At 71.0% G+C, this 26,466-nt stretch carries 21 protein-coding genes; 11 read left to right on the top strand and 10 right to left on the bottom strand.

The window, feature by feature from the left end; translation table 11 throughout:
* Positions 1 to 137 precede the first annotated feature (137 nt).
* Positions 138 to 1,565, top strand: a complete 1,428-nt coding sequence (locus AB0K60_RS02395; RefSeq protein WP_364047673.1) for a cytochrome ubiquinol oxidase subunit I — start codon at positions 138 to 140, stop codon at positions 1,563 to 1,565.
* A 14-nt stretch (positions 1,566 to 1,579) separates the two neighbouring features.
* The gene (gene cydB, locus AB0K60_RS02390; RefSeq protein WP_364047671.1) at positions 1,580 to 2,527 is read left to right on the top strand and encodes a cytochrome d ubiquinol oxidase subunit II; all 948 of its coding nucleotides are present in this window, start codon (positions 1,580 to 1,582) and stop codon (positions 2,525 to 2,527) included.
* Positions 2,528 to 2,682: 155 nt separating this feature from the next.
* Here cydB and AB0K60_RS02385 read toward each other — a convergent pair whose 3' ends face one another.
* A complete protein-coding gene (locus tag AB0K60_RS02385) occupies positions 2,683 to 3,702 on the bottom strand; it encodes a hypothetical protein (RefSeq protein ID WP_364047669.1) in 1,020 nt (339 codons plus the stop codon).
* 223 nt (positions 3,703 to 3,925) lie between these two features.
* On the opposite strand from AB0K60_RS02385, the gene AB0K60_RS02380 reads away from it, so the two are divergent.
* The 4 genes from AB0K60_RS02380 (at position 3,926) to AB0K60_RS02365 (ending at position 7,854) form a co-directional block, all read left to right on the top strand.
* Positions 3,926 to 4,264 carry a response regulator transcription factor gene (locus AB0K60_RS02380; protein ID WP_364047668.1) on the top strand — a complete coding sequence of 113 codons (339 nt, stop codon included), beginning with the start codon at positions 3,926 to 3,928 and terminating at the stop codon, positions 4,262 to 4,264.
* Positions 4,265 to 4,328: 64 nt separating this feature from the next.
* Entirely contained in the window at positions 4,329 to 6,095 is a 1,767-nt protein-coding gene (locus AB0K60_RS02375; RefSeq protein WP_364047666.1) for a histidine kinase, read from the top strand.
* Complete coding sequence (locus AB0K60_RS02370) at positions 6,088 to 6,738, top strand: response regulator transcription factor (RefSeq protein ID WP_364047664.1); 651 nt, start codon at positions 6,088 to 6,090, stop codon at positions 6,736 to 6,738. Before AB0K60_RS02375 ends, AB0K60_RS02370 begins: the two co-directional genes overlap by 8 nt.
* A 294-nt stretch (positions 6,739 to 7,032) precedes the next feature.
* Complete coding sequence (locus tag AB0K60_RS02365; protein ID WP_364047662.1) at positions 7,033 to 7,854, top strand: SAM-dependent methyltransferase; 822 nt, start codon at positions 7,033 to 7,035, stop codon at positions 7,852 to 7,854.
* A gap of 81 nt (positions 7,855 to 7,935) precedes the next feature.
* Here AB0K60_RS02365 and AB0K60_RS02360 read toward each other — a convergent pair whose 3' ends face one another.
* The 3 genes from AB0K60_RS02360 to AB0K60_RS02350 all read right to left on the bottom strand — a co-directional run bounded on the left by AB0K60_RS02360 (position 7,936) and on the right by AB0K60_RS02350 (position 9,393).
* Positions 7,936 to 8,199, bottom strand: a complete 264-nt coding sequence (locus tag AB0K60_RS02360) for a helix-turn-helix domain-containing protein (RefSeq protein WP_364047660.1) — start codon at positions 8,197 to 8,199, stop codon at positions 7,936 to 7,938.
* Between the two features lie 179 nt (positions 8,200 to 8,378).
* Positions 8,379 to 8,585 (bottom strand): DUF397 domain-containing protein, encoded by a 207-nt coding sequence (locus tag AB0K60_RS02355; RefSeq protein WP_364047658.1) that lies wholly within the window; start codon positions 8,583 to 8,585, stop codon positions 8,379 to 8,381.
* Positions 8,572 to 9,393, bottom strand: a complete 822-nt coding sequence (locus tag AB0K60_RS02350) for a helix-turn-helix transcriptional regulator (RefSeq protein ID WP_364047656.1) — start codon at positions 9,391 to 9,393, stop codon at positions 8,572 to 8,574. Before AB0K60_RS02350 ends, AB0K60_RS02355 begins: the two co-directional genes overlap by 14 nt.
* Before the next feature lie 159 nt (positions 9,394 to 9,552).
* On the opposite strand from AB0K60_RS02350, the gene AB0K60_RS02345 reads away from it, so the two are divergent.
* Both AB0K60_RS02345 and AB0K60_RS02340 read left to right on the top strand, forming a co-directional pair.
* The gene (locus tag AB0K60_RS02345; protein WP_364047654.1) at positions 9,553 to 9,999 is read left to right on the top strand and encodes an ATP-binding protein; all 447 of its coding nucleotides are present in this window, start codon (positions 9,553 to 9,555) and stop codon (positions 9,997 to 9,999) included.
* 109 nt (positions 10,000 to 10,108) lie between these two features.
* Entirely contained in the window at positions 10,109 to 10,933 is an 825-nt protein-coding gene (locus tag AB0K60_RS02340) for an SAM-dependent methyltransferase (RefSeq protein ID WP_364047652.1), read from the top strand.
* Between the two features lie 22 nt (positions 10,934 to 10,955).
* Here AB0K60_RS02340 and cutA read toward each other — a convergent pair whose 3' ends face one another.
* The 5 genes from cutA to AB0K60_RS02315 all read right to left on the bottom strand — a co-directional run bounded on the left by cutA (position 10,956) and on the right by AB0K60_RS02315 (position 18,128).
* Positions 10,956 to 13,355: an aerobic carbon-monoxide dehydrogenase large subunit gene (gene cutA / locus AB0K60_RS02335; RefSeq protein ID WP_364047650.1), complete on the bottom strand. Its 2,400-nt coding sequence runs from the start codon at positions 13,353 to 13,355 to the stop codon at positions 10,956 to 10,958.
* Entirely contained in the window at positions 13,352 to 13,888 is a 537-nt protein-coding gene (locus tag AB0K60_RS02330) for a (2Fe-2S)-binding protein (RefSeq protein ID WP_364047648.1), read from the bottom strand. Before AB0K60_RS02330 ends, cutA begins: the two co-directional genes overlap by 4 nt.
* A gap of 31 nt (positions 13,889 to 13,919) precedes the next feature.
* A complete protein-coding gene (locus AB0K60_RS02325) occupies positions 13,920 to 14,792 on the bottom strand; it encodes an FAD binding domain-containing protein (protein ID WP_364047646.1) in 873 nt (290 codons plus the stop codon).
* Positions 14,793 to 14,856: 64 nt separating this feature from the next.
* Positions 14,857 to 16,248, bottom strand: coding sequence for a solute carrier family 23 protein (locus tag AB0K60_RS02320; protein WP_364047644.1), 1,392 nt, complete (start codon positions 16,246 to 16,248; stop codon positions 14,857 to 14,859).
* A gap of 254 nt (positions 16,249 to 16,502) precedes the next feature.
* Positions 16,503 to 18,128 carry a PucR family transcriptional regulator ligand-binding domain-containing protein gene (locus tag AB0K60_RS02315; RefSeq protein ID WP_364047642.1) on the bottom strand — a complete coding sequence of 542 codons (1,626 nt, stop codon included), beginning with the start codon at positions 18,126 to 18,128 and terminating at the stop codon, positions 16,503 to 16,505.
* 215 nt (positions 18,129 to 18,343) lie between these two features.
* On the opposite strand from AB0K60_RS02315, the gene AB0K60_RS02310 reads away from it, so the two are divergent.
* From AB0K60_RS02310 to AB0K60_RS02300, 3 genes are all read left to right on the top strand, one after another.
* A complete protein-coding gene (locus tag AB0K60_RS02310; RefSeq protein WP_364047640.1) occupies positions 18,344 to 19,330 on the top strand; it encodes a DUF2877 domain-containing protein in 987 nt (328 codons plus the stop codon).
* A 20-nt stretch (positions 19,331 to 19,350) separates the two neighbouring features.
* Positions 19,351 to 22,290 carry a DUF1116 domain-containing protein gene (locus AB0K60_RS02305; RefSeq protein ID WP_364047638.1) on the top strand — a complete coding sequence of 980 codons (2,940 nt, stop codon included), beginning with the start codon at positions 19,351 to 19,353 and terminating at the stop codon, positions 22,288 to 22,290.
* 361 nt (positions 22,291 to 22,651) lie between these two features.
* Positions 22,652 to 24,685: a protein kinase gene (locus tag AB0K60_RS02300; RefSeq protein ID WP_364047636.1), complete on the top strand. Its 2,034-nt coding sequence runs from the start codon at positions 22,652 to 22,654 to the stop codon at positions 24,683 to 24,685.
* 75 nt (positions 24,686 to 24,760) lie between these two features.
* Here AB0K60_RS02300 and AB0K60_RS02295 read toward each other — a convergent pair whose 3' ends face one another.
* Positions 24,761 to 26,440: a bifunctional 3'-5' exonuclease/DNA polymerase gene (locus AB0K60_RS02295; RefSeq protein ID WP_364047634.1), complete on the bottom strand. Its 1,680-nt coding sequence runs from the start codon at positions 26,438 to 26,440 to the stop codon at positions 24,761 to 24,763.
* Positions 26,441 to 26,466: the final 26 nt, after the last annotated feature.

The following is a 26,466-nucleotide window of genomic DNA, read 5'->3' as shown; positions in this document are numbered from 1 at the left end:
GAGAGCCGGGCATCGGCCGCGCTGTGACGAACTTCGCACGGTCCGGGGGAGGTCCGATCTCAGCATTGCTCTACAGGCTGTAGTACTACTGAATGTAGGACTACGGCGCGTAGAGCCCGCCTTCCAACGAGGGGATCATGGACGCACTCGACCTGGCACGGTGGCAATTCGGGGTGACCACCGTGTACCACTTCCTGTTCGTACCTCTGACGATCGGTCTGGGGACGTTCGTCGCCGCGCTGCAGACCGCCTGGTACCGCACGGGCAAGCAGCACTACCTCACGCTCACCAAGTTCTTCGGCAAGCTCTTCCTGATCAACTTCGCCATGGGCGTGGTGACGGGCATCGTGCAGGAATTCCAGTTCGGCATGAACTGGAGCGAGTACTCCATCTTCGTGGGGGACGTCTTCGGCGCGCCGCTGGCGATGGAGGCGCTGCTCGCCTTCTTCCTTGAGTCCACCTTCCTCGGCTTGTGGATCTTCGGCTGGAACCGGCTGCCCAAGCGCGTCCACCTGATGACGATCTGGGCCGCCGCCATCGGCTCCAACCTGTCGGCGTACTTCATCCTCGCGGCGAACGCCTGGATGAAGCACCCGGTGGGCTACGAGGTCGTCGACGGCCGCGCCCGGATGACCGACGTCTGGGCGGTGCTCACCAACTCGACCGCCCTCGCCCAGGTCCCGCACGTCATCGCCGCCTCTTTCGTGGTCGCCGGCGGCTTCGTGCTCGCCGTGAGCGGCTACCGGATTCTTCGCGAACGCCGTACGGCGGGCATCACGACCGACCCGGACATGTGGCGCGCCGGCCTGCGGGGGGCGCTGGTCATGACGGCGATCGCGGGGGCGGTCGTCGCGGGCAGCGGCGACCTGTCCGGCCAGCTTCTGCGCGAGCAGCAGCCGATGAAGCTCGCCGCCGCCGAGGGCCTGCGGCACGACCAATCCGCCGCGCCGTTCTCGCCCGTCCCCGGCGTCGAGGTGCCCGGCCTGCTCAGCCTGCTCGCCGCGCACGACGTCAACGCCACCGTGCAGGGCGTGGACGACATCCAAAAGCGCTACGAGCGGAAGTTCGGCCCCGGCGACTACACGCCCAACCTGCCGATCGTCTACTCGTCCTTCCGCGTCATGATCACCTTCGGCCTGTCCACGGTCAGCCTGTCGATCCTGGGCCTGTGGCTCACCCGCGGCCGTCGCGTCCGCGGTTCGCGCGGCCGACGCGGACGCGAGCCCCGCCGGGTGCCCGACTGGTACGCCCGGCTGTGCCTGCTCGCCCTGCCGCTCCCCACGATCGCGATGATCGCAGGCTGGCTGCTCAGCGAGATCGGCCGCCAGCCGTGGACGGTCATGGGCGAACTGCTCACGGCGGCGAGCGTCTCCCCCAACGTCACCCTCGCCCAGGTGGCGATCTCCCTGGCGGTCTTCACCGCCCTGTACGGCGTGCTCGCCGTGGCCGAGGGCGTCCTGCTGGTGCGGTACGTCAAGGCCGGTCCCGCCGCCGACCCGGCCCCGCGCGCCGAGCCCCAGACGTGGGCCGAGGCCGACCGGCGCACTCCCACCCTGATGTACTGAGCGGACTGATGATCATGGAATTGCCCACCTTCTGGTTCATCCTCATCGCCTTCCTCTGGACCGGCTACTTCGTCCTGGAGGGCTTCGACTTCGGAGTCGGCGCCCTGTTGCCGGTGCTGTCGCGCGACGAGGCCGAGCGCCGCCAAGTGCTCGCCACCATCGGCCCGGTGTGGGACGGCAACGAGGTCTGGGTCATCACGGCCGTCGGCGCCATGTTCGCCGCCTTCCCAAGCTGGTACGCCGGCCTGCTCAGCGGCTTCTACCTGCCCCTGCTGATGGTCCTGGCCGCCCTCATCGTCCGCGGCGTCGGCCTCGAATGGCGCTCCAAGGTCCGCACGTCGGCCGAACGCGCCCTCTGCGACGCCGGCATCGTCACCGGCAGCTTCCTACCCGCCTTCATGTGGGGCGCCATCTTCGGAAACCTGCTCGGCGGCACCCCCCTCGCCACCATCACCGGCGGCCTCTTCTCCCTGACCATCGCCGCCCTACACGGCGCGATCTTCGTCGCCCTCAAGACCGATGGCCCGGCCCGCGCCCGCGCCCGCCGCACCGCCCTCCTCCTCGCCACCGCCGCCGTCCCGTCCGCCCTCGCCGCCCTACCCGGCATCCCCGCATCCGCCGCCCCCCTCAACGACTGGGCCACCCACCCCACGCCGTGGATCGTGTCCACCGCCGCCATGGCCACCCTCGCCGCCGCCGTCGCCCTCATCTGGCGCCGCCGCGAAGGCTGGGCCTTCACCGCCACCGCCATCACCATCACCCTCGCCACCACCGCCCTGTTCACCGTCCTGTGGGAATCCCCCCTCCCCGGCCTCACCCTCACCGAAGCCGCCTCCGGCCCCTACACCCTCACCGTCATGACCTGGATCGGCGCCGCCGCCCTCCCCTTCGTCCTCGCCTACCAGACCTGGACGTACTGGACCTTCCGCAAGCGCCTCGCCCAGCCCACCGTCCATGTTTGACCGCTCGGAAGGAGGCCGAGACGCTCACCGCCGACCCGGACGACCGGGCGGAGGCCGAAGCGATCATGCGGAATATGGACGCGCTCCGTGCGCGGTGATGTTAAGTCCGCGAGCGAACTCTTCGCGATAGGGCGGGCGGCGGCGCGGGTCGTGGGCTAGAAATCGTCGAGCCGCCGTTGCGCGACCACCTTCGCGAGGCGTCCGGCGACGGTGTTCTTGAAGTAGAGCTTGAGGCTGCCGTCCAGCGGCACCCCGGCGGTGACGAAGTCCGCGCCGGCCGGGATGGTGCCGAAGGAGACGGGCTGGCGGAAGGCCTCATTGATCCCGTTGCGGAGCTCGTTCAGCAGTGTCCCGTGCCCGAAGCCGGAGGTCCTGATCCTCCAGCGGGTCAGCACGGCGACGATGTCGGTCTTGCCGCCGGACGCCGCCGCCTTCTGGAACCTGAGATCGAGCTCGATGTAGAAGGTGGGGTCGGTCAAGATCGTGAGGCTCACGAAGCCGTGGGTGCCGAACCGCAGGACCCGGTTACGCGGTCCGGCGAACCCGTCGCTGGTGTCGCTGACGACCTTGAGCGTCTCGCGGCCGCCGTAGATGCCGACACGCGAGTCCTTTTCTTTCACCAGCCTGGTGAACGTTTTGGAGATGGCGCCCTTGAGCGCCGAGGCGCTCATGGTCGCGGCGACGGCGGTTGCGTCGAGCCATGCCTCCTCCACCCGGCCGGCCGCCTGCGCGTTGTCGTCCCACGCCTGGGCACGGTGCTCCGGCACGACGCAGACGTGGTCACCGCGGAAGGCCTCTCGCCACACGTACGGCTTGAGGCATGTGTCGGGACCGTACGGGCCGCCGCGCGGATCGACGCGGGAACGGGCCTGGGCGTTGTCCTCCCTGACCTGCTGGTACCGCTCCGGATAGACGCACACGTGGTCGCTCGGTACGGTTCCGCGCCAGACATAGCCCTGCGGGCAGGTGTCGAACCCGGGGGGCGCCGCCGAGGCGGCGGGGAGCGCCCGGGCGGGCGGGCCCGCCATCACGGTCGCGGCGGCGAGAGCCGCGACGGACAACGACGAGCGGAGCGCCCGTGCCCGCCGTGCCGTTCCGAATGGACGGGATGTGGCGGAGGCGCCGGTGGACGCCGAATTCCTGCCCGGCGTCCGGGGGATCAGGGGGGATTTCATGCCTTTACTCCTTGATTGCCGCGGCCCACCGTGGCCATATCGAGCCGATATGTCATGCGATCGGGTGGACACGGTTCATGGTGTGCGCTCGGACCGAGGTGCGCCTAGCGGGCTAGCACGCATGTTTTCCGGCGCTCGCGGAGCGAAACTGAATGCGATTCCAGTGGACCGAGCGAATGCGCGGAGTAGAGCGGAGCAGGACATCAGTGGGTCAGAGCTGACGGTGCTGATCGTCGACGACGATCAGTTCTTCCGGGAGATGGCCGCCGCGCTGCTGGACGGGCAGGGCCTGAGCGTCGTCGGCGAGGCCGCGGACGGCGCGGAGGGCATCGAGCAGGCGCACCGGTTACGGCCGGACGTGGTGCTGCTCGATATTCAACTGCCCGATCTCGACGGCTTCGAGGTGTGCCGGATCCTGGTCGACGCGGGCCTTCGGGTGGTGCTGTGTTCCGGACGCGAAGCATCGGCATACGGGCCGCTGGTGAAGCGATCAGGTGCTCGCGGTTTCATCTCCAAAACGGTGCTGTCCCCGCAAGAACTGACTCGCATAATCGAATCCTGACATGAACACCAACGGTGCTCGGCCAGGAATCGTCAGCGACGGCCCGGAGCGATTCGGGAGGATCGTGAGCGGCAGACTCGGCTCACTGTGGGTGATGCTCATCGCCGCGGCGGTGGCGGCGCTGGGCGTGGTCGGCACCGGCATCGCCGCCCGCGTGGCGGACGCGGACCCGTTCCGGGTCGTCCTGCACGCGGCAGCCGCGGCGCTGTTCCTGGTGGCGGGGCTCGTCGCGCATTTCCGCCGCCCCGGCAACCCGATCGGAATGCTGATGATCGCGGTGAGCGCGGGGTTCCTCGCCGAGGACCTTCAACTGTCGCCGGTGCCGTGGATCCACACGATCGGCGAGTTCACGGTCGTGGCGTCCAGCGGACCCCTCGTGCATCTGGCGCTCGCGTACCCGACCGGGCGGATCGGCTCGACGGTCGGCCGGGTGCTGGTGTGGGTGGCCTACACCGCGATGATCGCCCGAGGCGTGACCAACGCGCTGTTCACCGACTGGCGGCTACACTCCACGCAGAACGCGCCCGGGCTGCTGCTGATCGCGCACAGCGACACGATCACCGTGATCTCGACCACCGGCACGCATGTCCTGACCGTGCTGGTCTCCGCCGCGATGCTGCTGGTCCTGCTGCACCGATGGCGGCACGCCAAGCCCCTGCTGCGGTCGCTGCTGATGCCCGTCATCATCGTCATGCTCGCGGTCGCGTTCACGTCCGCGCTTGGAACGATCCTCAACGTCAACCGCTCCTTACACGACTCGCTCCTCCGCGTGTACGACGTGGTGTTCCTCCTGCTGCCCGTCGGATTCCTGACCGGAATGCTGCGGCTCTACCTCGGGCGAAGCACCGTCATGCGGCTGCTGCACCAGGTGCCCGAGGCGGAGACGCCCAAACAACTGCAGAGCATCCTCACCCGCACCCTGCACGACCCGTCGCTGCAGATCGCCATCCGATCCGGCGACGGCCTGGTCGACGTGAACGACCTCCCGCTCGACCCCGGCTCACGATCGGTCACACCGCTGAAGACCCGCGCCGACCTCGACCCGGCCGTGATCGTGCACGACCCGCTCCTGCACGTGAACCAGGACGTGCTCGACGCCGTCGCCGCCGCAGCCGATCTGCATCTCACCAACCAAGGGCTGACGGTCCGCCTCGCCAGGCAGCTCAAGGAGGTCGAAGCCTCCCGCGCCCGGATCGTCGAGGCCGCCGACGCCGAGCGCAAGCACATCGAGAAGAACCTGCACGACGGTGCCCAGCAGTACTTCCTCGGCGCGATCACCGGCATACGCGTGGCCCAGCGCAGACTCCGGACGGACCCGCAGGCCGCCGACGAGGTCCTCGACGCGGTCGCCGCGAAGCTGACCGAGGCCCACGAAAAGGTCCGCGAACTGGCCAAAGGCCTCCATCCGGCGATCATCACCAACGCGGGCCTGACCGCCGCGCTCGAGGCACTGGCCGCCGAGCAGACCCTCGCCGCCGACCAGGACACCGTCGTGGTCGTGGACGCGCCGCGACTCGACCGGCTCGACGAGCACATCGCCGTGACCGCCTACTACGTGACCGCCGAGGCCGTTGCGAACGCGCTCAAGCACGCAGCCGCCCGAATCATCACGATCAAGGTGACCCTTGCGGGAGACCGTCTCATCGTCCGGGTGACCGACGACGGCCGGGGCGGAGCGGACCCGACGCGCAAGGGCATGGTCGGAATCGCCGACCGGGTCGCCGCGGCAGGCGGCGAGCTGCGCGTACACAGCCCGCCCGGCTCCGGCACCCTCATCGAAGCGATCTTGCCCATCCCACCCGACCGTGAGGACAACACCCCCGATGCCTAGAGTCGTACTAGCCGACGATCACGCCTTCTTCCGCGAGATGCTCGCCCGGTCCCTCTGCGAGGAGGGCATCGACGTCGTCGCCGAGGCCGGCGACGTCCCCTCCCTGTACGAGGCCGTCGCCCGCCATAACCCCGACGTCGCCGTGATCGACGTGCGAATGCCCCCGGGCGGCACCATCGACGGCCTCGTGGCCGCCGTGGAACTGCGAGCGCGCAGACCCCACCTCGCGACCCTGGTGCTCTCCGCCCACAAGGAGACCGCACACCTGTCGGCCCTGCTCGACGGAGGCCGCGCCCGAAGCGTCGGCTACCTGCTCAAGGACCGCGTCTCCAAGGTCGAGGAGTTCGCCGCCGCGATCCGCGACGTCGCCGCGGGCAAGTACGTCGTGGACCGCGACGTCGTGTCGGCCATGGTCGCGGCCCGCCGATCCCGCATCACCCACCTCACCCCACGAGAGGTCGAAGTCCTCGCCCTCATGGCCGAAGGCCTCTCCAACGCCGCGATCGGCGAACGACTCCACCTCCAACGCGGCGTCGAAGCCCACATCCGCAACATATTCATCAAACTGGACCTCCCTGAGGCCCCCAACTACAACCGGCGAGTCCAAGCCGTCCTCCAATACCTCCAATCACCACCGCGATGAGGACCGACCCGGCCGCCCGCCGATTCACCCGTGACCGACCTGCCGAAACAGAGAGGCCCAGAGGGTTCAGGGTGAGCCGGAGTACGGACATCCGCGCGGCGTACGCGAAACCGTGTCCCCCAGGACGTGCGGGGCGGTGTCCCGCGTGCGGCGACACGGATTTTGACTTATGCGGGATGCAACAGATCAAGGCAATGGTCAAACGCGAATAAGGGATCATATCCGCCCTGTGAGCGTGGCGTCTGATGGTAGCTTGCACGCAGCGGCGGACCACGCAGGCGAGGAGGTATCGACGTGACGGACGGAATGTCCAGTTTCGCACCCAAGGATCTTGATCTTAAGACCCACCTGCCTCATCCGGCGCGGGTCTACGACTACCTTCTGGGCGGCAAGGACAATTTCGAGCCTGACCGGGTGGCTGCCGCGCACCTCGTCAGCAGGATGCCCAATACGGCCACGTCGATGCGGGCCAATCGGAACTTCATGGTGCGGGTGGTGCGTTATCTAGCCGCCGAGCACGGGATTCGCCAGTTCCTGGACATCGGCACCGGCCTGCCCACCTCCCCCAACCTCCACGAGGTCGTCCAAGAGATCGCGCCCGAGTCGCGGGTCCTGTACGTCGACAACGATCCCATCGTCCTGGTGCACGCCCGCGCCCTGCTGGTCAGCAATCCCGCTGGACGTACCGCCTATCTCGACGCCGACCTGCGCGACCCCGACGGCATCATGTCCTCCCCCCAACTGCGCGAGACGCTCGACCTGAGCAAGCCGGTCGCGGTGACCCTGATCGCGATCGTGCACTTCATCCCGGACGAGGAGGAGGTACACCGCATCATCCACCGGCTCATGGACCCGCTGGCGCCGGGCAGCGTGCTCGCCCTGTCGACGATCACCTACGACGGCTCCCCCGAAGAGGTACGCGGCGCGGTAGAGGCCTTCAACTCCGACGGCATGCCGCTCATGGCGCGTACCTCCGCCCAGGTGGCGGAGTTGTTCGACGGCCTGGACCTCATCGAACCGGGCGTGGTGCGCGTCAACCACTGGCACCCCGACGAGGACGCCCGCGTCCCCGACACGCACGTGCACATGTTCGGCGGCGCCGCCATCAAACCCTGACGTGCTCCCCCGGCCTGAGGTGAACCCGCAGGCCGGGCAGCACGGACCAGAGCCCACCGACAATTCCGCGCGCCCCCATGGTCACATGGTTGTGGCAAGGCATGACCGGTCAAAAGGGTGCACTCCCGCAAGCTGCTCGATGATTGCCGCGGCCGTCGAGGTCATCGGCCGTCCCGCCCTGCGGAGCCGGGTACTACGCCGGTGTACCGACATGGGGTCGATGAGCCGGGTACGGCCCGCCATGCGGAATGCGAGTTGCCCCGACCTGGCGAGGGCATGCACCCGCGCGGGCGTGACTCCAAGCATCCGAGCCGCCTCGTCACTGGTCAGCCAGTCCTCGGCCATACCAAGAATTGTTTTCGCCAGATACCGATTAACGGCATGGGCAGAGCCACTCTCAGCTCATGACACCGACCGGTTCGAGCGGCCTGCATCGGCGGCCGGGCTGATCCTTTGAGGATCATCCCAAGCCACGCCTGCTCGACGGCAGCCCGACGGACCGATTGACCACGCCTTCCCCGGCTTCAGGGCCGGTTCAGAATCCCGGCCTTCACGGCTTCCAGGAAGTCTCGCCACTCATCTTGAGCGAAGACCAGCACCGGCCCACCCCGGTCCTTGCTGTCCCGGACGGCCACGATCCCCCGCAGATTGGTGGATACCTCTACACAGTTGCCGCCATCGCTTCCGGTGTAGCTGCTGGTTCGCCATCTGGCACCGCTAAGACTCCGCATCGATCAACTCCTTGATGATTTTCAGCGAATGGCTCTGAGGGTGTGCCTCTGCTCTGATCGCATCGTAACAGCGAATCAGTTGTGCGATCAGGGCACGATCATCTGTCGTTCGTCCTTGAGGCTGACCTTCGATGTACGCCGCTTGGGGTCGTCCGTCACGCTCGGCGATGATGAAGCCACCTTGCAAGCCGCAGAGCGCATTCGCGGCATAAGGAAGGACTTGGATGGTCACATGCGGATGGCGAGCCAATTCCAGCAGGTGACAAAGCTGTTCGCGCATCACCTCGGGGCCGCCGACAGGGCGGTGCAGGACGCCCTCGTCAATGATCGAGATGATCGTTGGCGGCTTGTCGCGAGTGAAGATTGATTTGCGTTCGATACGTGCTGCAACCCTCTCGTCCACTTGCGCAGGCGTACATCCCGGCTCGGATTGAAGGACAGCGCGAGCGTAAGCCTCGGTCTCGAACAATCCGGGAATAAGAGTGGGCTCGTATCCGCGAAGAGCAGTGGCGTCCTGTTCCTCCAGGAGCCATGAACGGAAGTGCTCGGGAGCGCCGGCCCAGGTGGTCTTGAGGTAGAGCTTGGCGAAGGTGCCGGGGAGGGTGAAGGCCTCGTCCACGAGGTCGGCGAGGAGTTGGGTGGGCGGGCGATGGCCCTGTTCGATCATGCCGATCGAGGACTCGGCATAGCCGATGCGTTCGCCGAACTGTCGCTGGGTGAGCCCGTGCTCCCGGCGCAGGGCTCTCAGCTCGTACGCGAAACGGGCGCGGGGCGACTCGTCTGGGTCAATTCTGACAGGATTGGACATTCCGCTTTCTTTCGATTATTTACCGCTTTCTCGTTCACGCCACGCTGACCCCACGTTCATTGAGGGGATGCCGCGCGGTTATTGCGCGCACCAGGATATTCCCAATCGGTCACCCTTGGAGGGTCATCGGTCACACTGTGCAATCAAAGCGAGTGTCATATGTCTGCGAACACGGGCGACCTTCTGGGCGTCATCACCCTGGCGGGCAAACCGGAATCGGTCGCGGCGGCGCGGGAGTTCGTGCGGAGCGTCCTCGGCGACGCTCACCCCGCCCTGGACGACGCCAGGCTCCTCACCTCCGAGCTGTTCACGAACAGCGCGGTCCACTCGGACTCGCGCGACGGCGGCGACATCAGGATCGAGATCTCCGGGACGCCGGGCCGGGGGACGATTCGTGTTGGCGTCATCGACAAGGGGGCCGCCGGCAAGCCGTACGTGCGCGATGCCTCGGACGACGTGAGCGGGCGAGGGCTGTTTCTCGTGGACGCGCTTTGCGATCGCTGGGGGGTTAACGACCACGAATGCGCACGTGAGGTGTGGTTCGAGATTGGTCGTGGAGACACGTGCCCGGATTGTGGAGATGTCCGGAATGGGCGGAAATGTTGACGGAGATGTTGTTCGGCGGTTTTGATCGCTCCAAGGGCGTGGCGGCACGGCGTTCTCGGTAGGCGGCGGGGGTCGCGCACCAGGCGACGCTACGGAGGAAGGCGCGGAAATGGCGGATAAGCTGTCCGACATTGCCCCTGATGACGTCGACTTGAGGACGGATGTTCCTCATCCGGCGCGGGTTTATGACTACATGCTGGGCGGGACGGCGAATTTCGCGGCCGACCGGGCGGCCGCCGCCAACCTCGAGCGGCGCGTGCCCCATGCGGCCACCTCGATGCGAGCGAACCGGAAGTTCATGCTGCGGGTGGTTCGCCGCCTGGCGGCTGAGTACGGCATTCGGCAGTTCCTGGATATCGGGGCCGGTCTGCCCACCTCCCCCAACCTGCACGAGGTCGTCCAGAGCGTCGCGCCCGAGTCGCGGGTGGTCTATGTGGACAACGATCCGCTCGTCCTGCTGCAGGCCCGTACGCTGCTGTCCGGCGACTCCGCGGGACGGATCGCCTTCATCGACGCCGACCTGCGCGAACCCGAGGCCATCCTGGCCGGTCCTCGACTGCGCGACACGCTCGACCTGGACAGGCCGGTCGCCCTGACCTTGATCGCGGTTCTGCAGTTCATCCAGGACGACAAGCAGGTTCGCGACATCATCGGCCGGCTTCTGGAGCCGCTGGTCTCGGGCAGCGTGCTCGCGTTGTCGGCGATCGCCCTCGACGGCTCGGCCGCGGTGGTGAGCGGCGCGGTCGACTCCTACCGGTCCGACGGGATGCCGATCAAGGCGCGGACCTCCGACGAACTCGCGCGATTCTTCGACGGGTTGGACCTCATCGACCCGGGCGTGGTGCGCGTCAACCGCTGGCATCCCGACGAGGACGCCGCGGCCGTTCCCGACGACCACGTCTACATGTTCGGCGGCGCGGCCATCAAGCCTTAGCGGCCGGCGCCGGAGCGTGTGGTCATTCCTGTTCGCGAGTGGTGTCGCGCCGCAGGTCGTGCAGTTCGGATGGGGAGATCGGCATCTTGGTGATGGTGATGCCCTCGGCGTCCTCGATCGCGCCGGCGATGACCGCGGCTACGGGGATGACGCCGGCCTCGCCGGCGCCCTTGATGCCGAGGGGGTTGAGGGGGCTGGGGGTTTCGAGGTGGGCGGTCTGGATGTGGGGGATCTCGGTGGCGTAGGGCATGAGGAAGTCCATGAACGAGGCGTTCTGGAGTTGGCCGTGCTCGTCGTAGGCCATGCGCTCGTACAGCGCGCCGCCGACGCCTTGGGCCACGCCGCCGTGGATCTGGCCTTCGACGATCATGGGGTTGATCAGGCGGCCGCAGTCGTGGACGACGGCGTAGCGGAGGATTTTGATTTCGGCGGTGTCGGGGTCGGTCTCCACGACGGCGGCGTGCATGCCGGAGGCGAAGGTGGAGCGGACCGGGGAGTAGTAGTCGCGGCCTTCGAGGCCGGGTTCGTCGCCCTCGGAGACGGGGGGTTTGTCGTCGGAGGCGGGGGTGGCGAACTGGGTGGCGCGGCGGGCCTCCTCGTCGAAGGCGTACCGGAGCGGGTTGGACAGGACGGCGACGGTGGCGAGGGGGATGGAGGCCGAGGGGGTGCCCTTGACGTGGACGACGCCGTCGGTGATGTCGAGGTCGGCGGGGTCGGCCTCCAAGGCGTCGGCGGCGATGCGCAGGGCCTTTTCGCGGACCTTGCGGCAGGCGAGGGCGACGGCGTTGCCGCTCATGACGGCGGCGCGGGAGGCGAAGGTGCCGACGGCGTACCCGAATCTGCGGGTGTCGCCGGTGACGACGGAGACGCGTTCGATGGGGACGCCGAGTTCGGTGGCGGCGATCTGCGCGAAGGCGGTCTGGTGGCCCTGGCCCTGGGAGGTGAGGCCGGTGGAGACGTGCACGCGGCCGTCGGAGGTGATCTGGACGTGGCCGCCCTCGTACGGGCCGACGCCGGTGCCCTCGACGTAGCAGCCGATGCCGATGCCGATGCGGCGGCCCTCGGCGGCGGCGCGGGCGCGCTCCTCCTCGAAGGAGTCCCAGCCGATCAGCTCTTTGATCATGCGGAGGGACTCGGGGTAGTTCCCGCTGTCGTAGATGAGGGGGCGGCCGTCCTGGAAGGTCATGCGGTGGTCGTAGGGGAACTCGTCGGGCTGGATGAGGTTGACCGCGCGGACCTCGGTGCGGTCCTTGCCCAGGTACGCGGCGATGCGGTCCATCGTGCGCTCCATGCAGAACACGCCCTGTGGGCGGCCCGCGCCCCGGTACGGGGTGACCTGCACGGTGTTGGTGTAGACGGAGGAGAATTCGACCCGGTACGCCCCCGGCTTGTACGGCCCGAGCAACTGCGTCGAGGTGATGATCGGCACGATGATGCCGTACGGCGTGTAGGCGCCGTGGTCGTGCAGGAACGTCACGTCGAGGCCGAGCAGGCGGCCGTCGTCGTCGAAGCCGACGCGTACGTGCTGCACCTGGCCGCGTTCGTGCGCGGAGGAGATGAAGTGCTCGCGCCGGTCCTCGGTCCACTTGATCTCGCGGTTGAGGAGCCGGGCGGCCCACGGCACGAGGATCTCCTCCGGCCACGGGTGCACGATCTTGACGCCGAAGCCGCCGCCGACGTCGGGGGCGATCACCTCGACGGACGGCAGCGGCAGGTCGAGCTTGGCCGCGATCGCCATCCGGACGCTGGTGGAGGTCTGCGTGGAGGAGTAGACGCGCAGCGAGCCGTCGTCGGCGTCCCAGCGCGCGTACACGCCCCGGCCCTCCAGCGGCATGGACGCGCTGCGCTCGATGTCGAGGCGGAACTCCAGCTTGTGCGGGGCGGCGTCGATCATCTCCGGGGCGGTGCGGCCGTCGGCGGCGGGCACCTCCTGCACCAGGTGGGCGCCGACGTTGCCGGGCACGTCGGCGTGCACGAGGTTGCCGCTCTGCACCGCCTCCTCGACGCCGACGACCGGCTTGAGCAGCTCGTAGTCGACCTCGATGAGCGCGCAGGCGTCCTCGGCCGCGTAGCGGTCGCGAGCCACGACCATCGCCACCGGCTCGCCGACGTGCCGCACGATTTCCTTCGCGAGCGGGTACGCCGTGCGCCCGTGGGTGAGCGCGGGGTGCGGGATGAGCAGCGGCAGCGGCTCGCCGACCCGGCCCGGCAGGTCCTCCCACGTGTAGATCGCCACCAGGCCGTCCACGTCGAGGGCGCGGTCCACGGTGATGTCGCGGATGCGGGCGTGCGCGTGCGGGGAGCGGACGAAGGCGGCGGCGAGCGCGTCCCGGCCGAGGTCGTCCAGGTAGCGGCCCTGGCCGGTGAGCAGGCGGGGGTCCTCAAGCCGCTGCACCGGCTCGCCGAACAGCTTGGTCGTCACGATTCCTCCGTCGCGCTCTCGGCGGCCGTCGCGGCCTCCTCGGCCGTGATCTCGGCGGCGATCTCGGCCGCGCGGCGGACGGCCTTGACGATGTTCTGGTAGCCGGTGCACCGGCACAGGTTGCCGGAGATGCCCTCCAGGATCTCCTCGTCGGTCGGCGCCGGGTTCTCCGCCAGCAGGGCCGTGGCCGTACAGAGGAAACCGGGGGTGCAGAAGCCGCATTGCAGGGCGTGGCATTCGCCGAAGGCGCGCTGCACCGGGGAGAGCGTGCCGTCGGGGGCGGCGAGGCCCTCGACGGTGGTGATCTCGTGCCCGGCGGCGGTGACGGCGAACGTCAGGCAGGAGCGCACCGGCTCGCCGTCGAGCAGCACCGTGCAGCAGCCGCAGACGCCGTGCTCGCAGCCGACGTGGGTGCCGGTGAGGCCGAGGTCGTGGCGCAGGCAGTCCGACAGCAGCCGCCGGGCGGGCACCTTCGTCTCGCGGACCACGCCGTTGACGGTCAGCGCGATCTCGAACAGGGTCTCCGTCGCCACGCTTGCATTCTCCTCCGCTGTTCGTGCGGGCTCAGCCATGCGACGCCTGCCGGGCGGCCAGGCGCAGGGCGCGTTCGGCGAGCACCCCGGTCAGGTGCCGCCGATAGTGGGCCGTCGCGTGGATGTCGTCCTCGGGCTCCACCCGATCCCGTACGGCTCGCGCCACCGCCGGCCAGTCCGCCGACGCGGCCGGGCGGCGGGCGCACTCGGCCGACACGTCGACCACGACCGGCACCGGGCCGACCCCGACGCAGGCGGCCTTGGCCGTGGTGATGCGCAGGTCGTCGTCGAGGGTGACGAGCGCGGCCACCCCGGCGAGCGCGTAGTCGCCGTGCCGCCGGGCGGTCTCGCAGAAGGCGGTGCCGGAACCGGGCGGCAGCGCCGGGAAGAACGCCGAGACCGCCAGCTCCCCCGGGCGCAGCGCGGACTCCAGCGGGCCGACGAAGAACTCGGCGGCGGGCACGTCGCGGTCGGGCCCGCCGTGGCGGGCGAGCCGTACGGTGCCGCCGAGGAGGGCGAGCACGGCGGGCAGCTCGGCGGCGGGGTCGGCGTGCACGAGGCTGCCCACCACGGTGCCGCGGTTGCGGATCACCGGGTGGGCGACGAGCCGCAGCGCTTGGCGCAGCAGCGGCTGTGCCTCGGCGGCGGCGGCCGAGCGCTCGACGGCGGCGTGCCGGGCGAGGGCGCCGACGCGCACGCCCTTCCAGTCGACCGACAGGGTGTCGAGCTCGTCCACGCCGTTGATGTCGATCAGCCGGCCCGGCGCGACCAGGCGCATGTTCAGCAGCGGGATCAGGCTCTGGCCGCCGGCCAGCACCTTGCCGTCCGGCCCCGCGTCGGCGAGGGCCTCAAGGGCCTCGCCGACGGTGCGCGGGGCGTGATAGTCGAAAGGGGGCGGTTTCACTAGTCCGTATTACCCTGACTGGCCGTCCGGTGTCGCGTCATGCGGTGATCGTGATGGCGTGGCGTCACCCGGCCGCGTCCTTCTCGTAGCCGATCTCGCCGCCGGAGACCGCCTCGGCCGGGCTCGGGCCCCGGCGGGAGATGGCCCGCAGCAGGTGGTAGCCGCCGAGCACGACGATCGTGCCGAGGGCGATGCCCTCCAGCCGGAAGTCGCCGGTGATCTGGTGCGCGACCGGGCCGATGGCGAGGATGATGCCGGCGCCGATCGGGACCATGTTGACCGGGTCGGCGAAGTCCACCCGGTTCTCCACCCAGATCTTCGCGCCGAGCAGGCCGATCATGCCGTACAGGATGACGGTGATCCCACCGAGCACGCCGCCCGGCGTCGCGGCGATGAGCGCGCCGAACTTGGGGCACAGGCCGAACAGGATCGCGATGACGGCGGCGACGTAGTAGGCGGCGGTGGAGTAGACGCGGGTGGCCGCCATGACGCCGATGTTCTCCGCGTACGTGGTGGTCGGCGAGCCGCCGACGGCGGTGGCGACGGCGGTCGCGACGCCGTCCGCGGCGACCGCCCGGCCGATGTACGGGTCGGCGTCGACGCCGGTCATCTCGCCGACCGCCTTCACGTGGCCGACGTTCTCGGCGATGAGAGCGATCACCGCCGGGAGGACGAGCAGGATCGCGGACGCCTGGAAGGACGGCGCGTGGAAGTCCGGGAGCCCGATCCAGTCGGCGGAGGCGACCGAGTCGAAGCTCACCCGCGGGTGGGTGTCGATCTTCCCGGTGCCGGCGTTGTACGCGGTGATGGCGCCGAAGGCCCGGTCGGCGAGCCAGGACAGCACGTAGCCGACCACCAGTCCGAGCAGCACGGCGATCCGCCCGATGAAGCCGCGGAACAGCACCATGATGAAGAAGGTGACCAGCATCGTGATGAGCGCGATCCACTGGTCCTGCGGCCAGTAGATGTCCGCGACCACGTAGGCGAGGCCGAAGCCGATCAGCATGACGACGCCGCCGGTGACGACCGGCGGGAAGATCTTGTGGATGATCTGGATGCCGAGGACGTGGATGAGCAGGCCGCAGATCGCCAGCACGAGACCGGCGACCAGGATCGCGCCGGTCACGACCGCGTCCGCGGCCGGGGTGTCGCCGCCGAACAGGCCGCGGATCGCGACCACGCCGCCGACGAACGAGGCGCTGGTGCCGAGGTAGCTGGGGATCTTCCCCTTGACGATGAGCAGGAACAGGATCGTGGCGACGCCCGACATCATCACCGCGAGGTTCGGATCCAGCCCCATGACGAGCGGGAACACGAACGTCGCGCCGAACATGGCGATGACGTGCTGGGCGCCGAAACCGATCGTGCGCGGCCAGGACAGCCGCTCGTCGGGCTTGACGACTTCTCCGGGAGCGAGCGTGCGCCCCTCGCCGTGGACCTTCCACCCGAATGCCATATGTGCCCCTCTGGTACCGGGCCGTCGGCCGGTGGCCACCCCGCAGGCATTACCCACCGCGGCGACTAACACGTTTCACCTGGGCAGGCGGGCCGGGCAGCCCTTGCCCATTGCGGGCAGGTTAGACCGGTGAACGCGTGTTCTCATGGGCATGATCTGCCAAAGGTCCCGCCCATACCAGAAGTCGTCTTGCGCACGATGATCGGGTACGGCCCGTGAACGGGCCATGCGCCGCCAAGCGGGGGGCGGGCAGGTCAGATGCCGCGCATGCGCAGCACGTGCAGGGCGAGGGTGAGGTTGAGGCGCAGGTGGGCGTCCTCGGTGAAGCCGCCGAGCATTCGTTCGAGCTTGCCGATGCGGTAACGCAGGGTGTTGTAGTGGAAGTGCAGGCGGCGGGCGGTCTCGGCGACGTTGAGGTTGGTCTCGAGCAGCACCTGGAGGGTACGGCGCAGGTCGGCGTTCTCGGCGTCGTCGTCGCCGGCGAGCGGGCCGAGGGTCTCCTTGACGAACGCGTGCAGCTCGGCGGTGTCGTTCACCAGCGACAGCAGGCGGTAGACGCCGAGCTGGTCGAAGTGCGCGACCGCGCCCGCGCCGTGCAGCTGGCGGCCGACCCGGGCCGCCTTGATGGCCTGGCCGTACGCGTCGGGAAGGGTCTCGGCGCCCTGGGCGACGCGGCTCATGCCGGTGGAGAAGGTGGCGGGGGCGCTCTCGGCGAACGCCGCCTGCGCGTCCCTGGTGAGCCGGGTGGCGTCCACGCCGGCGCCGACGATCGCGACGACCTCGTGGGAGAAGCCCGCCACCGCGCCGCGCGGGTCGTGCCGCCGCACCGACGACACCCAGGCGGTGAGCAGCCGGTCCTGCGCCGAGTACTCCTCGCCGTCGGGGTCGATCTCGGCGACGAGCACGGCGACGGGGCGTTCCAGGTCCCAGCCGAAGGCGCGGGCGCGCTCGGCGACGCGGGTGCCGCCGCGGCCGGTGAGCACGTCGCGCAGGAAGTCGGCGCGGTACTTGCTCTCCACCGCGGTGACCGCCTCCTGCTTGGTGACGACGAGGGCGGCCACGGTGGCGGCGCGCTCCAGGATGCCCACGTCGCTGTCGCGGATCATGCCGGTGGGGCTGTAGACGACCAGGCGGCCGTGGTGGTGGCCCCCGGCGACGACGGGGACGACGGCGTAGCGGCCGTCGGTGCCGCCGACGGCCCCGGTCGGCGTGCCGACCAATGCCGCGGCCTCCCGGGCGATGGCCCCGCACAGCGTGGTTACGTCGTCGGCCGCGCCGGCGGTGGCGAGCACGTGCCCGGCGCCGTCCACGGCGGCCACGGCCACGTCGAGCAGGCCGGACACCTCGGCGGCCACCTCGCGCAGCCCGCCCCCGGCGAGCACCACCTGCACCAGCGCCCGGTGCGCCTCCTCGGCCCTGGCGAGGATCGCGGCCTGCCGGTTGAGGATGTCGGTGAGCACCTGGTTGAGGATGTCGTCGAAGCCGACGTCGTTGGGCAGCAGGATCAGCGGAAAGCCCAGCCGGTCGGCCTGCTCGACCATCTCGGCGGGCAGCTCGTCGACGTACCGGCCGAGTTTGATGCCGAGGGCGGCCAGGCCGCGCTCGTCGAGGTCGGCGACGAGCCGCCCGAGCGACTGGGGGGTGTTGCGCAGCGGGTAGCCGGTGGTGAGCAGCAGCTCGTGCGGCTTGACCCAGGCGAGGATGTCGGGCACCTCCATGACGTTGAGCCGCTGCACGATGCGGTCGAGGCCGCCCTTGCCGGCGATCAGCCGGGCCCCCGCGAGCGTGGAGACCCCCAGCACCTCCCCCACGGAGACGCCGTAGATGATCGTGCCGGTGCTGGCCAGGCGCGGTGCCGGAGGGGAGGGTTCCGTCGGCATGGTCGTGGTCCCCGTCTGTCGGTGGCGTGCGCTTCAATTCTGAACGAATAAGGTGTCTGGCAACAAGAGCCCAACCTCTCCGTTATCTGTTGTCACCTTTCTCCGTACGGCGATGTGGCAACGCGTTCTACGGTCACGTCAGGTTTTCCGTCCTGGGGCGTCGCGGTTCGGGGGAGAACGTTCTCGCAGGCGTCCCACTACGTGAGGAAGAAACCATGAGCGTCGGAACACGCCGGACACCCACCAGGGTCGCCCGGCCCGGAGCGCAGCCGAAGGCCCAGCCACAAGCGTCGGCCCGGTCGCGGTCCGCCACGACGGGGACCCCACGGTCCCGCGCTCGCACGCAGCTCACGGGCGCGGCGAGCATGGCCCTGCGCCCGGCCCTGGAGTCGGCGCGCCGCCCCGCCCGGGTGCTCGCGGTGTTCCCCCTGGGGGCGTACCTGGAGACCAGGGGCGCGATCGAGCCGAAGGTGGTGTGCCTGGTGACGGGCGAGGCGACCCGGCTGCCGAACGCCGTCGTGCTGTCCGAGCCGCTGCCGGCGCTCGCGGTCGGCGACGAGGCGTCGGTCGGCGACGGCGTCGTCGAGGCGGGCCAGGCGACGGTCCGGATCCGGCGGTGGTGGGATCCCGCGCCGGCGCTCGGCCGGGTGGAGACGTCCCGGCTGGAGCGGTCGCTGACCGCCATGAACGACATCTGCGGCGCGTCCGGGCGCGGCACCGGGCTGGACGCGAGCGGCTTCCCCGCCCAGCTCGCCGAGGGCTGCGCGACCGGCTCGCTGATGACCGCCCTGGGGGCCGCCGAGCAGCTCATGGGGCTCGGCCCCGGGCTCACCCCCAGCGGCGACGACATGCTCTCCGGGCTGCTGGCGGCGCTGCGGCACCTGGGCCAGGCCGCCGGCGCGGAGCGGGCGGTGTGGCTGGCCGACTGGCTGGCCGCCACGGTGGCCTTCGACGCCCCGACGCGTACCACGCCGATCTCGGCGACGCTGCTGCACTGCGCGGCCCGCGGGCAGTCCTGCGCGGAGGCGGTCGCGGTGCTGCGCGGCATCGTGGGCCTGCAGTCCCTGGAGCCGGCCGTGCAGCGGCTGCTGCGCCTGGGGCACACCTCGGGCGCGGACCTGACGTGGGGTATCCGCGCGGGGCTTTCCGCCGTGCTCGCCCTGTCGCGCAGCGGCGCCGGGCGGGTCAGGGAGATCGCGTAAGGCTGTTGGAGGCGGACTCGGTGATTGACGGCACGACATCGGGGGGCGCGGATCTTGTCGAGATCCGCGCGGGGGTCTATCACGACTCGGTCAGTCTGATGCGGGTCAGCCAGGCGCTCGCGGCGCGGCCGGGCGTGGCGGTCGCGCTGGTCGCGATGGCCACCGAGCTCAACCTCGGCCTCGCCCGCGACCTGCGCTTCGACGTGCCCGCGTGCACGCCCGCCGACCTGCTGGTCGCGATCCGGGCCGACTCCGCGGCGGAGCTGCGCGGGGCCGCGGAGGAGCTGGAGCGGCAGTTCGCGGCCCTGTCCCAGGGCTCGGGTACGGCGGGGCGGGGCGGCCTCGGCGGCCCGGCGGCGGCGCCGCGCACCACCCGGGCGGCGGCGAGGCTCGCGCCGGAGGCGGTCGTGCTGGTGTCGGTGCCGGGCGAGTACGCCTTCGCCGAGGCGATGGACGCCGTCGAGGCCGGGCTGCCGGTGATGATCTTCAGTGACAACGTGCCGGTCGAGCAGGAGGCCGCGCTCAAGCGGCGGGCCGAACAGACCGGCTCGCTGGTGATGGGGCCCGACTGCGGCACGGCCGTCATCGGCGGGGTCGGGCTGGGCTTCGCGAACGTGCTGCGGCCGGGGCCGGTCGGCGTCGTGGCGGCCTCGGGCACCGGCGCGCAGCAGGTGACCTCGCTGCTCGATCTGGCCGGGGTCGGGGTGAGCCACGTGCTCGGCGTGGGCGGCCGGGACCTGTCGGCCGAGATCGGCGGGTTGTCCACGCTGCGGGCGCTGCGGGCGCTGGACGAGGATCCGGGGACCGAGCTGATCGTGCTGGTGTCCAAGCCGCCCGCGCCCGAGGTGGCGGCGGCGGTGCGGGAGGCCGCGCGGGCGTGCCGTACGCCGGTGGTGACGGCGCTGCTGGGGCCTGGGCAGGACGATCTGACGGTGACGGCGGAGAAGGTGCTGGGGGCCCTCGGGCGCCCGGTGCCGCAATGGCCGTCGTGGCCCGCCGACCCGGTCGGCGAGGCGCCTCACGGCCCGTCCGGCGAGGCGATCGGTGACGCGACCGCCGACCCGGTCGGCGGGGGCGCAAGGCTGCGGGGCCTGTACTCGGGCGGGACGTTGTGCGCCGAGGCGGCGATGATCGTGCCGGGCGGCGAGTTCACCGATTTCGGCGAGGACGAGTACACCCGGGGCCGCGCGCACCCGATGATCGACCCGTCGCTGCGGCTGGAGGCGCTGAATGGCTGCGACGCGCCGGTGATCCTGCTGGACGTGGTGCTGGGGCTCGGGGCCGATCCGGATCCGGCGGCGCGGCTGGCACCGGCGGTGCGTGCGGCGGTGGCGCGCGGCTCGGCGGTGGTGGTCGCGCTGGTGGGGACCGAGGCCGACCCGCAGGGGCTGGAGCGGCAGGCGGCGGCGCTGCGGGAGGCGGGCGCGGCGGTGTTCGTCTCGAACGCGGCGGCGGCGCGGCACGCGGCCTCGCTGGCCGGCGGGTCCGCCGCGGCGGCGTCGCCGGCGCGTCCCGCGCTCGCGGCGATGGCCGGGCCGGGCGCGGGCGGCGGACCGGTCCGGGAGGGGTCGGGCCTGCTGCCGCCCGGGGAGCCGAAGGTGATCAGCGTCGGCGCGGCGGTGCTCGCCGAGGCGCTCGACCAGCAGGCGGTGGACCGGGTGGGGGTGGACTGGCGTCCGCCGCTGCCGGGCAGCGCCGAGGCGCTCGCCCGGGTGCTCGCCGATCCGCGCCGGGAACGCGCCAACCGGATCGCGGTGGGCCGCATGACGTCGGCCCGGCCCATGCTCGTGGGCGTGCGGCGGGCCCGCGACGTGCTCGACCTGCCGCCGGGAACGTTCTTCCACGCCGGGCCGCCGATCACCTGGGAGCGGGCGTCGGGGCCGATGCGCGGGGCGCTGATCGGGGCGATGCTGTACGAAGGGCTCGCCGCCGACGCGCGCGAGGCCGAGGAGAAGCTCGCCACCGGATCCGGCGTCACGCTCGACCCCTGCCACCATCACCGCACGGTGGGGCCGATGGCGGGCGTGGTGAGCCCGTCGATGTGGATGTTCGAGGTCTTCGACGCCGAGCACGGCGGCACCGCGTACTGCTCGCTCAACGAGGGCCTCGGCAAGGTGCTGCGGTACGGCGCCTACGGCGCGGAGGTGATCGAGCGGCTGCGCTGGATGGGCGACGTGCTCGGGCCGGTGCTGCGCGCGGCGCTGGCCGCCGCCGGGCCGATCGACCTGCGCTCGCTGATCGCGCAGGCGCTGCAGATGGGCGACGAGTTGCACAACCGCAACCGGGCGGCGACGTCGCTGTTCGCGCGTGAGCTCGCCCCGGCGATCGTGGAGGCGTCGCCCGGGCACGCGGCCGAGGTGCTGCGGTTCATCAACGGCAACGACCACTTCTTCCTCAACGCGGGCATGGCGGCGGCGAAGGTGAGCGCGGACGCGGCCCGCGGGGTGCCGGGGTCGTCGATGGTGGTGTGCATGGCACGCAACGGCACCGACTTCGGCATCCAGGTGTCGGGGCTGGGCGATCGCTGGTTCACCGGGCCGGCGGGGGTGCCCGACGGGCTTTACCTCGGGGCGTACGGGCCCGACGACGCCAATCCGGACATCGGGGACTCGACGATCACCGAGACGGCGGGGCTCGGCGGGTTCGCGATGGCGGCGGCGCCGGCGATCGTGCGGTTCGTGGGCGGCGACGTGCCGGACGCGATCGCGGCCACCACGTCCATGTATGAAATTACGCTGGCCGAGCATCCGGCGTACCAGATTCCCGGGCTGGGTTTCCGGGGCACCCCGGCGGGGATCGACGTGACGCTGGTGGCGCGTACCGGGCTGCTGCCGGTGGTGAACACCGGCATCGCCGGCAAGGTGGCGGGAACGGGGCAGGTGGGGGCCGGTCTGGTGTCCCCGCCGGCGGAGGTGTTCACGGCCGCGCTGAACGCGTTGGCGATGGATCGGCCGGCATGAGCCGGGCCCGCCGTACGCCGACTGATATGCGGCGAATATTACGCACTGACCGTTCCTGACGGGCTGTCATGCACCAACTGCTATGAGCCAACTTCTCGCGTCGAATTCCCCATGAGCACCGGATGGCCCTAATATCATTGGCCAGTCTCACAAACCGCTAACTTCACTCCAAGATCCAGCAAAGGGCTACGTCACGGACACACCTGATTGGGGGGACGTCACGGTGACGGCGGATCGCTTGCTCGGAAGCACTTCATCCGTATCCGGACCCCTGCCGATGGCCGACGGCGTATCTCCGGGGGCGACGGGGGGCGTCCCGGGGGGAACGCCGCAGGGACCCGTAGAAGGGCAGGGTCGGCTGGTGGGCAGGAGGTACCGCCTGCTGTCCCCCGTGGGCCGCGGGGGCATGGGCATGGTCTGGCATGCCCACGACGTCCTACTCGACCGGGACGTCGCCGTGAAAGAGCTCATCCTCCCGTTCGGACTCGACCACGCCGGCAAGCAGGTCGCCTACCGGCGCGTGCTGCGCGAGGCGCGGTCGGCGGCGCGGCTCAGCCATCCCGGCATCGTGACCGTCCACGACGTGGTCGAGGAGGACGGGCGGCCCTGGATCGTGATGGAGCTGGTGCGGGCCTGGTCGCTGGAGCAGGCGATCCGGCAGAACGGGCCGCTGCCCGCCGCGCAGACCGCCGAGATCGGCATCCGGGTGCTCGACGCGCTGCGGCACGCGCACGCCGCCGGGATCCTGCACCGCGACGTGAAGCCCGGGAACGTGCTGCTCACCCAGGATCGGGTGGTGCTCACCGACTTCGGCATCGCCGCCCTCGAAGGCGACGTGTCGATCACGCAGACCGGGCTGCTGATGGGGTCGCCCGCCTACATTCCGCCGGAGCGGCTGCAGGGGCGGCCGATCACGCACGCGGCCGATTTGTGGTCGTTCGGAGCCACCCTGTACGCGGCCGTCGAGGGGCGGCCGCCGTACGAGGGGCCGGACGCGGTGGCGGTGCTCGGCGCGGTGCTCACCCAGGAGCCGACCCGGCCGCAGCGGGCCGGGGCGCTGCTGCCGGTCATCGAGGGCCTGCTGCGGAAGAACCCGGCCGACCGCATCTCGGCCGCGCAGGCCTCGGAGCTGCTGGAGCGGGTGCTGCGGGCGCACGGCTCGTCGGCCCCGCCACGGCCGCAGCCCGCGCCGCCCGAGCCGACGCCCATGCAGTCGCTGCCGCCGCTGGACCCGCCGTCCGGGCCGCTGCCCTCCCGGATCATCGAGACGCCGTCCGGGCCGGTGCGGGTGCCGTACGATCCGGCGGCGGATCCGGGCGGCATGTACACGCCTCCGCTGTACGAGCAGGCGGAGGCGTTGCGTACCGAGGCCCTGGCATTCCCGCATTCGACGGGCCCGCAGTCCGCGCCGCACACGACCGGCCCACACTCCACCGGGCCGCACTCGACCGGGCCCAATGCCGCCGGGCCTTATCCGCCCGGACCGCACGCGGCGGGACCCCATTCCACCGGCCCGCACGCCACCGGCCTCTTCCCGGCGGACCCGCACTCGCCGGTCTCGTCAGGCCCACCCTCGGCCGGGCCTGACGCGGCGGGCGTCCACGCCACCGGGTCCCGTACCACCGGACCCCAGACGGCCGGGGCGCACTCCGCCGCAGCCCACTCCACGGGCCCGCAGGCCCTGCGGACGCCCGCCACCATCCCGGCCGACGAGGAGATCGAGGGACGGGATCGGCGTACGACGATCCTGCTGACGACGGCGGCCGTGGCCGTCATCGCGCTGGTGGCGACGGTCGTGCTCGTGCTGATGCCCAGCGACGCCTCCGAACTGGCCGGCGGCGGAACGGACGGCACCACCGGCGAAACGTCCGGCGTGGGCGTAACGGCGGCCGTTCCGAGCGTCCAGCCCAGCGCGTCGGCCGAGCCGGGCGGCGGCGGCGGAGCGCCGGGCGGCAAGCCACCCGAGGGGTTCCGCACGCGCACCGCCAACGGCGTGTCGGTCGCGGTGCCCACCGGCTGGCATCTGTCGACGACCGACGAGGTCGCCACGTTCACCGGCGAGAAGGACTCGGGCCTGCGCATCCAGATCAGGCGGACGACGCCCGCCCCGGCCGACGGCGGCCTGGCCCAGCTCACCAAGGCCGAGGCCGACGCCACGTTCAACGAGTACCTGCAGGTACGCCTTGAGCCGGTGAACTTCCACGGCTGGAAGGCGAGCGACTGGGAGTACACCTACACCGAGCTGAACAAGGTGTCCACGCATGTGGTCACCCGGCACGTGACCATCGACGACGGAGCGGCCTACCTGATCACCTTCACCGCGCCTGACGCCGAGTGGGAGGACCACCGCCGCATCCTGTCGGTGCTGTGGGACACCTTCAAGCCCGCCGCCTGACCTCCAGCGCACCGGCACCGTCACCCCGGCACCGCTGCGCCGACCGTCCAGGCCCTTGGTGCCCGGCGGCGCCCCTCACTTGGCGTCGGCGTAGCAGGTGACCGCGACCGCCTCCATGGGGAAGCGCACGGGGGTGTCGCCGAAGAGCAGGCGGGTGGCCTGGTCGGCGGCTCGGCCGACCAGGGCGATGACCTGTTCGGCCTGGTCGCGGGGGCAGTGGACCATCACCTCGTCGTGCTGGAAGAAGACCAGGCGGGCCGGGTCGGGGAGCAGGCCGCGCAGGACGGCCAGCAGCGTCAGCGCCCATTCGGCGGCGGTGCCCTGAACCACGAAGTTGCGGGTGAAGCGGCCACGGTCGCGGGCGGCGCGGGCGCCCTCCGGGCCGGAGACCAGTTCGCGCCAGCGTTCGGAGGGCGGCGGGCAGCTGCGGCCCAGCCAGGAGCGCACCAACCGGCCCTCCTCACCGGCCCGGGCGGCGTCCTCCACGAACGCGTACGCCTGGGGGAAGCGCTGGCGCATGATGGCCAGCAGTTTGGGCGCGTCGCCGGACGCGCCGCCGTACATCGCCGACAGCAGGGCGATCTTGGCGTTGTCGCGGGCGCCGCCGAAGGCCTGGGCGAGCGCCGCGTAGAGGTCGATCTGCCCGGCGGCGCGGGCCAGGCCGTAGTCGCCGGCCATCGCGGCGAGCACGCGGGGTTCGAGCTGGGCGGCGTCGGCGACCACCAGCGTCCAGCCCTCGTCGGCGACCACGACCCGGCGCATCACCTTGGGGATCTGCAGCGCGCCGCCGCCGCTGGTGGCCCAGCGGCCGGACACCACGCCGCCGACCACGTACTCGGGATGGAATCGGTCGTCGCGTACCCACTGGTCGGCCCATGCCCAGCCGTGGAAGCTGTGCAGGCGGGCCAGCTCCTTGTAGGCGAGCAGCGGGGCGACCGCCGGGTGGTCCACCTGCTTGAGCACCTGGGAGCGGGTGGACGGGACGCTCACCCCGTGCGACCGGAACGCCTTGAGGAGTTGCTGCGGGGAGTCGGGGTTGACCTGCTGGCCGAAGGCGGCGCTCACCTGGTCGGCGAGGGCCTGGAGCCGGGCGGGGCGCAGGCCCTGCGGCGGTCGCGGGCCGAGCATCTCGGTGAGCAGGGCGTCGTGGATGTCCCGCCGCCAGGGCATGCCCTCGCGTGCCATCTCGGCGGCGACGAGCGCCCCGGCCGACTCCGCCGCGACCAGCAGGCGGAAGCGGTGCGGGTCGGCGGTGGCGGCGATCCTGCGCATCTGGTCGGCGTGCACCTCGGCGACGAGGTCGATCTCCGGCGGGCCGGATCGGGCGTCCTTGCCGGACCCGCCGAGCGCGCCGAACGCGCCAAACGGTTCGAACGGGTCGAACAACGCCTCCTGGGCCTGGTCCCGTGGGACGTCCTCGTGGTCCTCGGGCACCGGCAGGCCGTGTAGGCGAGCGTGGGCGGCGCGGGCCGAGCGGGGCTCGCCGTACCGGCCCTCGTGACCGAGCAGCAGCGCCTCGGTCAGTGTCAGGTCATGGCATCGCGCCAGGCGGACCCCCGCGTCGAGCAGGGCGGGATAGACCGCTCTGGTGTCCGCCCACACCCAGCGAGGCTTCGAGCTCGCCTCCAGCTCCCGCATTTCCCCGGGCAGGTCGTCCACCGCGTACGGCGCGGCGTCTTCGCCCAGCGGACGAAGATTCCCGTCGCCCCGCTTCCCGGGGGCCACCGCCACGTACACACCCCGATTGTTCCGCACGGCACCGACAACGCCCTGGCCGAGGC

This window comes from Thermopolyspora sp. NPDC052614 (genome assembly GCF_040678635.1).
Classification (GTDB): domain Bacteria; phylum Actinomycetota; class Actinomycetes; order Streptosporangiales; family Streptosporangiaceae; genus Thermopolyspora.
The sequence above is the reverse complement of the archived record's forward strand: the minus strand, read 5'-3'. Positions and strand labels throughout refer to the sequence as shown.

Excerpts from the sequence above, each read along its gene's own strand:
- AB0K60_RS02370 (WP_364047664.1), top strand. The coding sequence starts at position 6,088 with ATGCCTAGAGTCGTACTAGCCGACGATCACGCCTTCTTCCGCGAGATG.
- AB0K60_RS02355 (WP_364047658.1), bottom strand. The coding sequence starts at position 8,585 with ATGCGGAGTCTTAGCGGTGCCAGATGGCGAACCAGCAGCTACACCGGA.
- AB0K60_RS02315 (WP_364047642.1), bottom strand. The coding sequence starts at position 18,128 with ATGCCGACGGAACCCTCCCCTCCGGCACCGCGCCTGGCCAGCACCGGC.
- AB0K60_RS02320 (WP_364047644.1), bottom strand. The coding sequence starts at position 16,248 with ATGGCATTCGGGTGGAAGGTCCACGGCGAGGGGCGCACGCTCGCTCCC.
- AB0K60_RS02395 (WP_364047673.1), top strand. The coding sequence starts at position 138 with ATGGACGCACTCGACCTGGCACGGTGGCAATTCGGGGTGACCACCGTG.
- AB0K60_RS02385 (WP_364047669.1), bottom strand. The coding sequence starts at position 3,702 with ATGAAATCCCCCCTGATCCCCCGGACGCCGGGCAGGAATTCGGCGTCC.
- AB0K60_RS02360 (WP_364047660.1), bottom strand. The coding sequence starts at position 8,199 with ATGGCCGAGGACTGGCTGACCAGTGACGAGGCGGCTCGGATGCTTGGA.
- AB0K60_RS02310 (WP_364047640.1), top strand. The coding sequence starts at position 18,344 with ATGAGCGTCGGAACACGCCGGACACCCACCAGGGTCGCCCGGCCCGGA.
- AB0K60_RS02340 (WP_364047652.1), top strand. The coding sequence starts at position 10,109 with ATGGCGGATAAGCTGTCCGACATTGCCCCTGATGACGTCGACTTGAGG.
- AB0K60_RS02345 (WP_364047654.1), top strand. The coding sequence starts at position 9,553 with ATGTCTGCGAACACGGGCGACCTTCTGGGCGTCATCACCCTGGCGGGC.
- cydB (WP_364047671.1), top strand. The coding sequence starts at position 1,580 with ATGGAATTGCCCACCTTCTGGTTCATCCTCATCGCCTTCCTCTGGACC.
- AB0K60_RS02350 (WP_364047656.1), bottom strand. The coding sequence starts at position 9,393 with ATGTCCAATCCTGTCAGAATTGACCCAGACGAGTCGCCCCGCGCCCGT.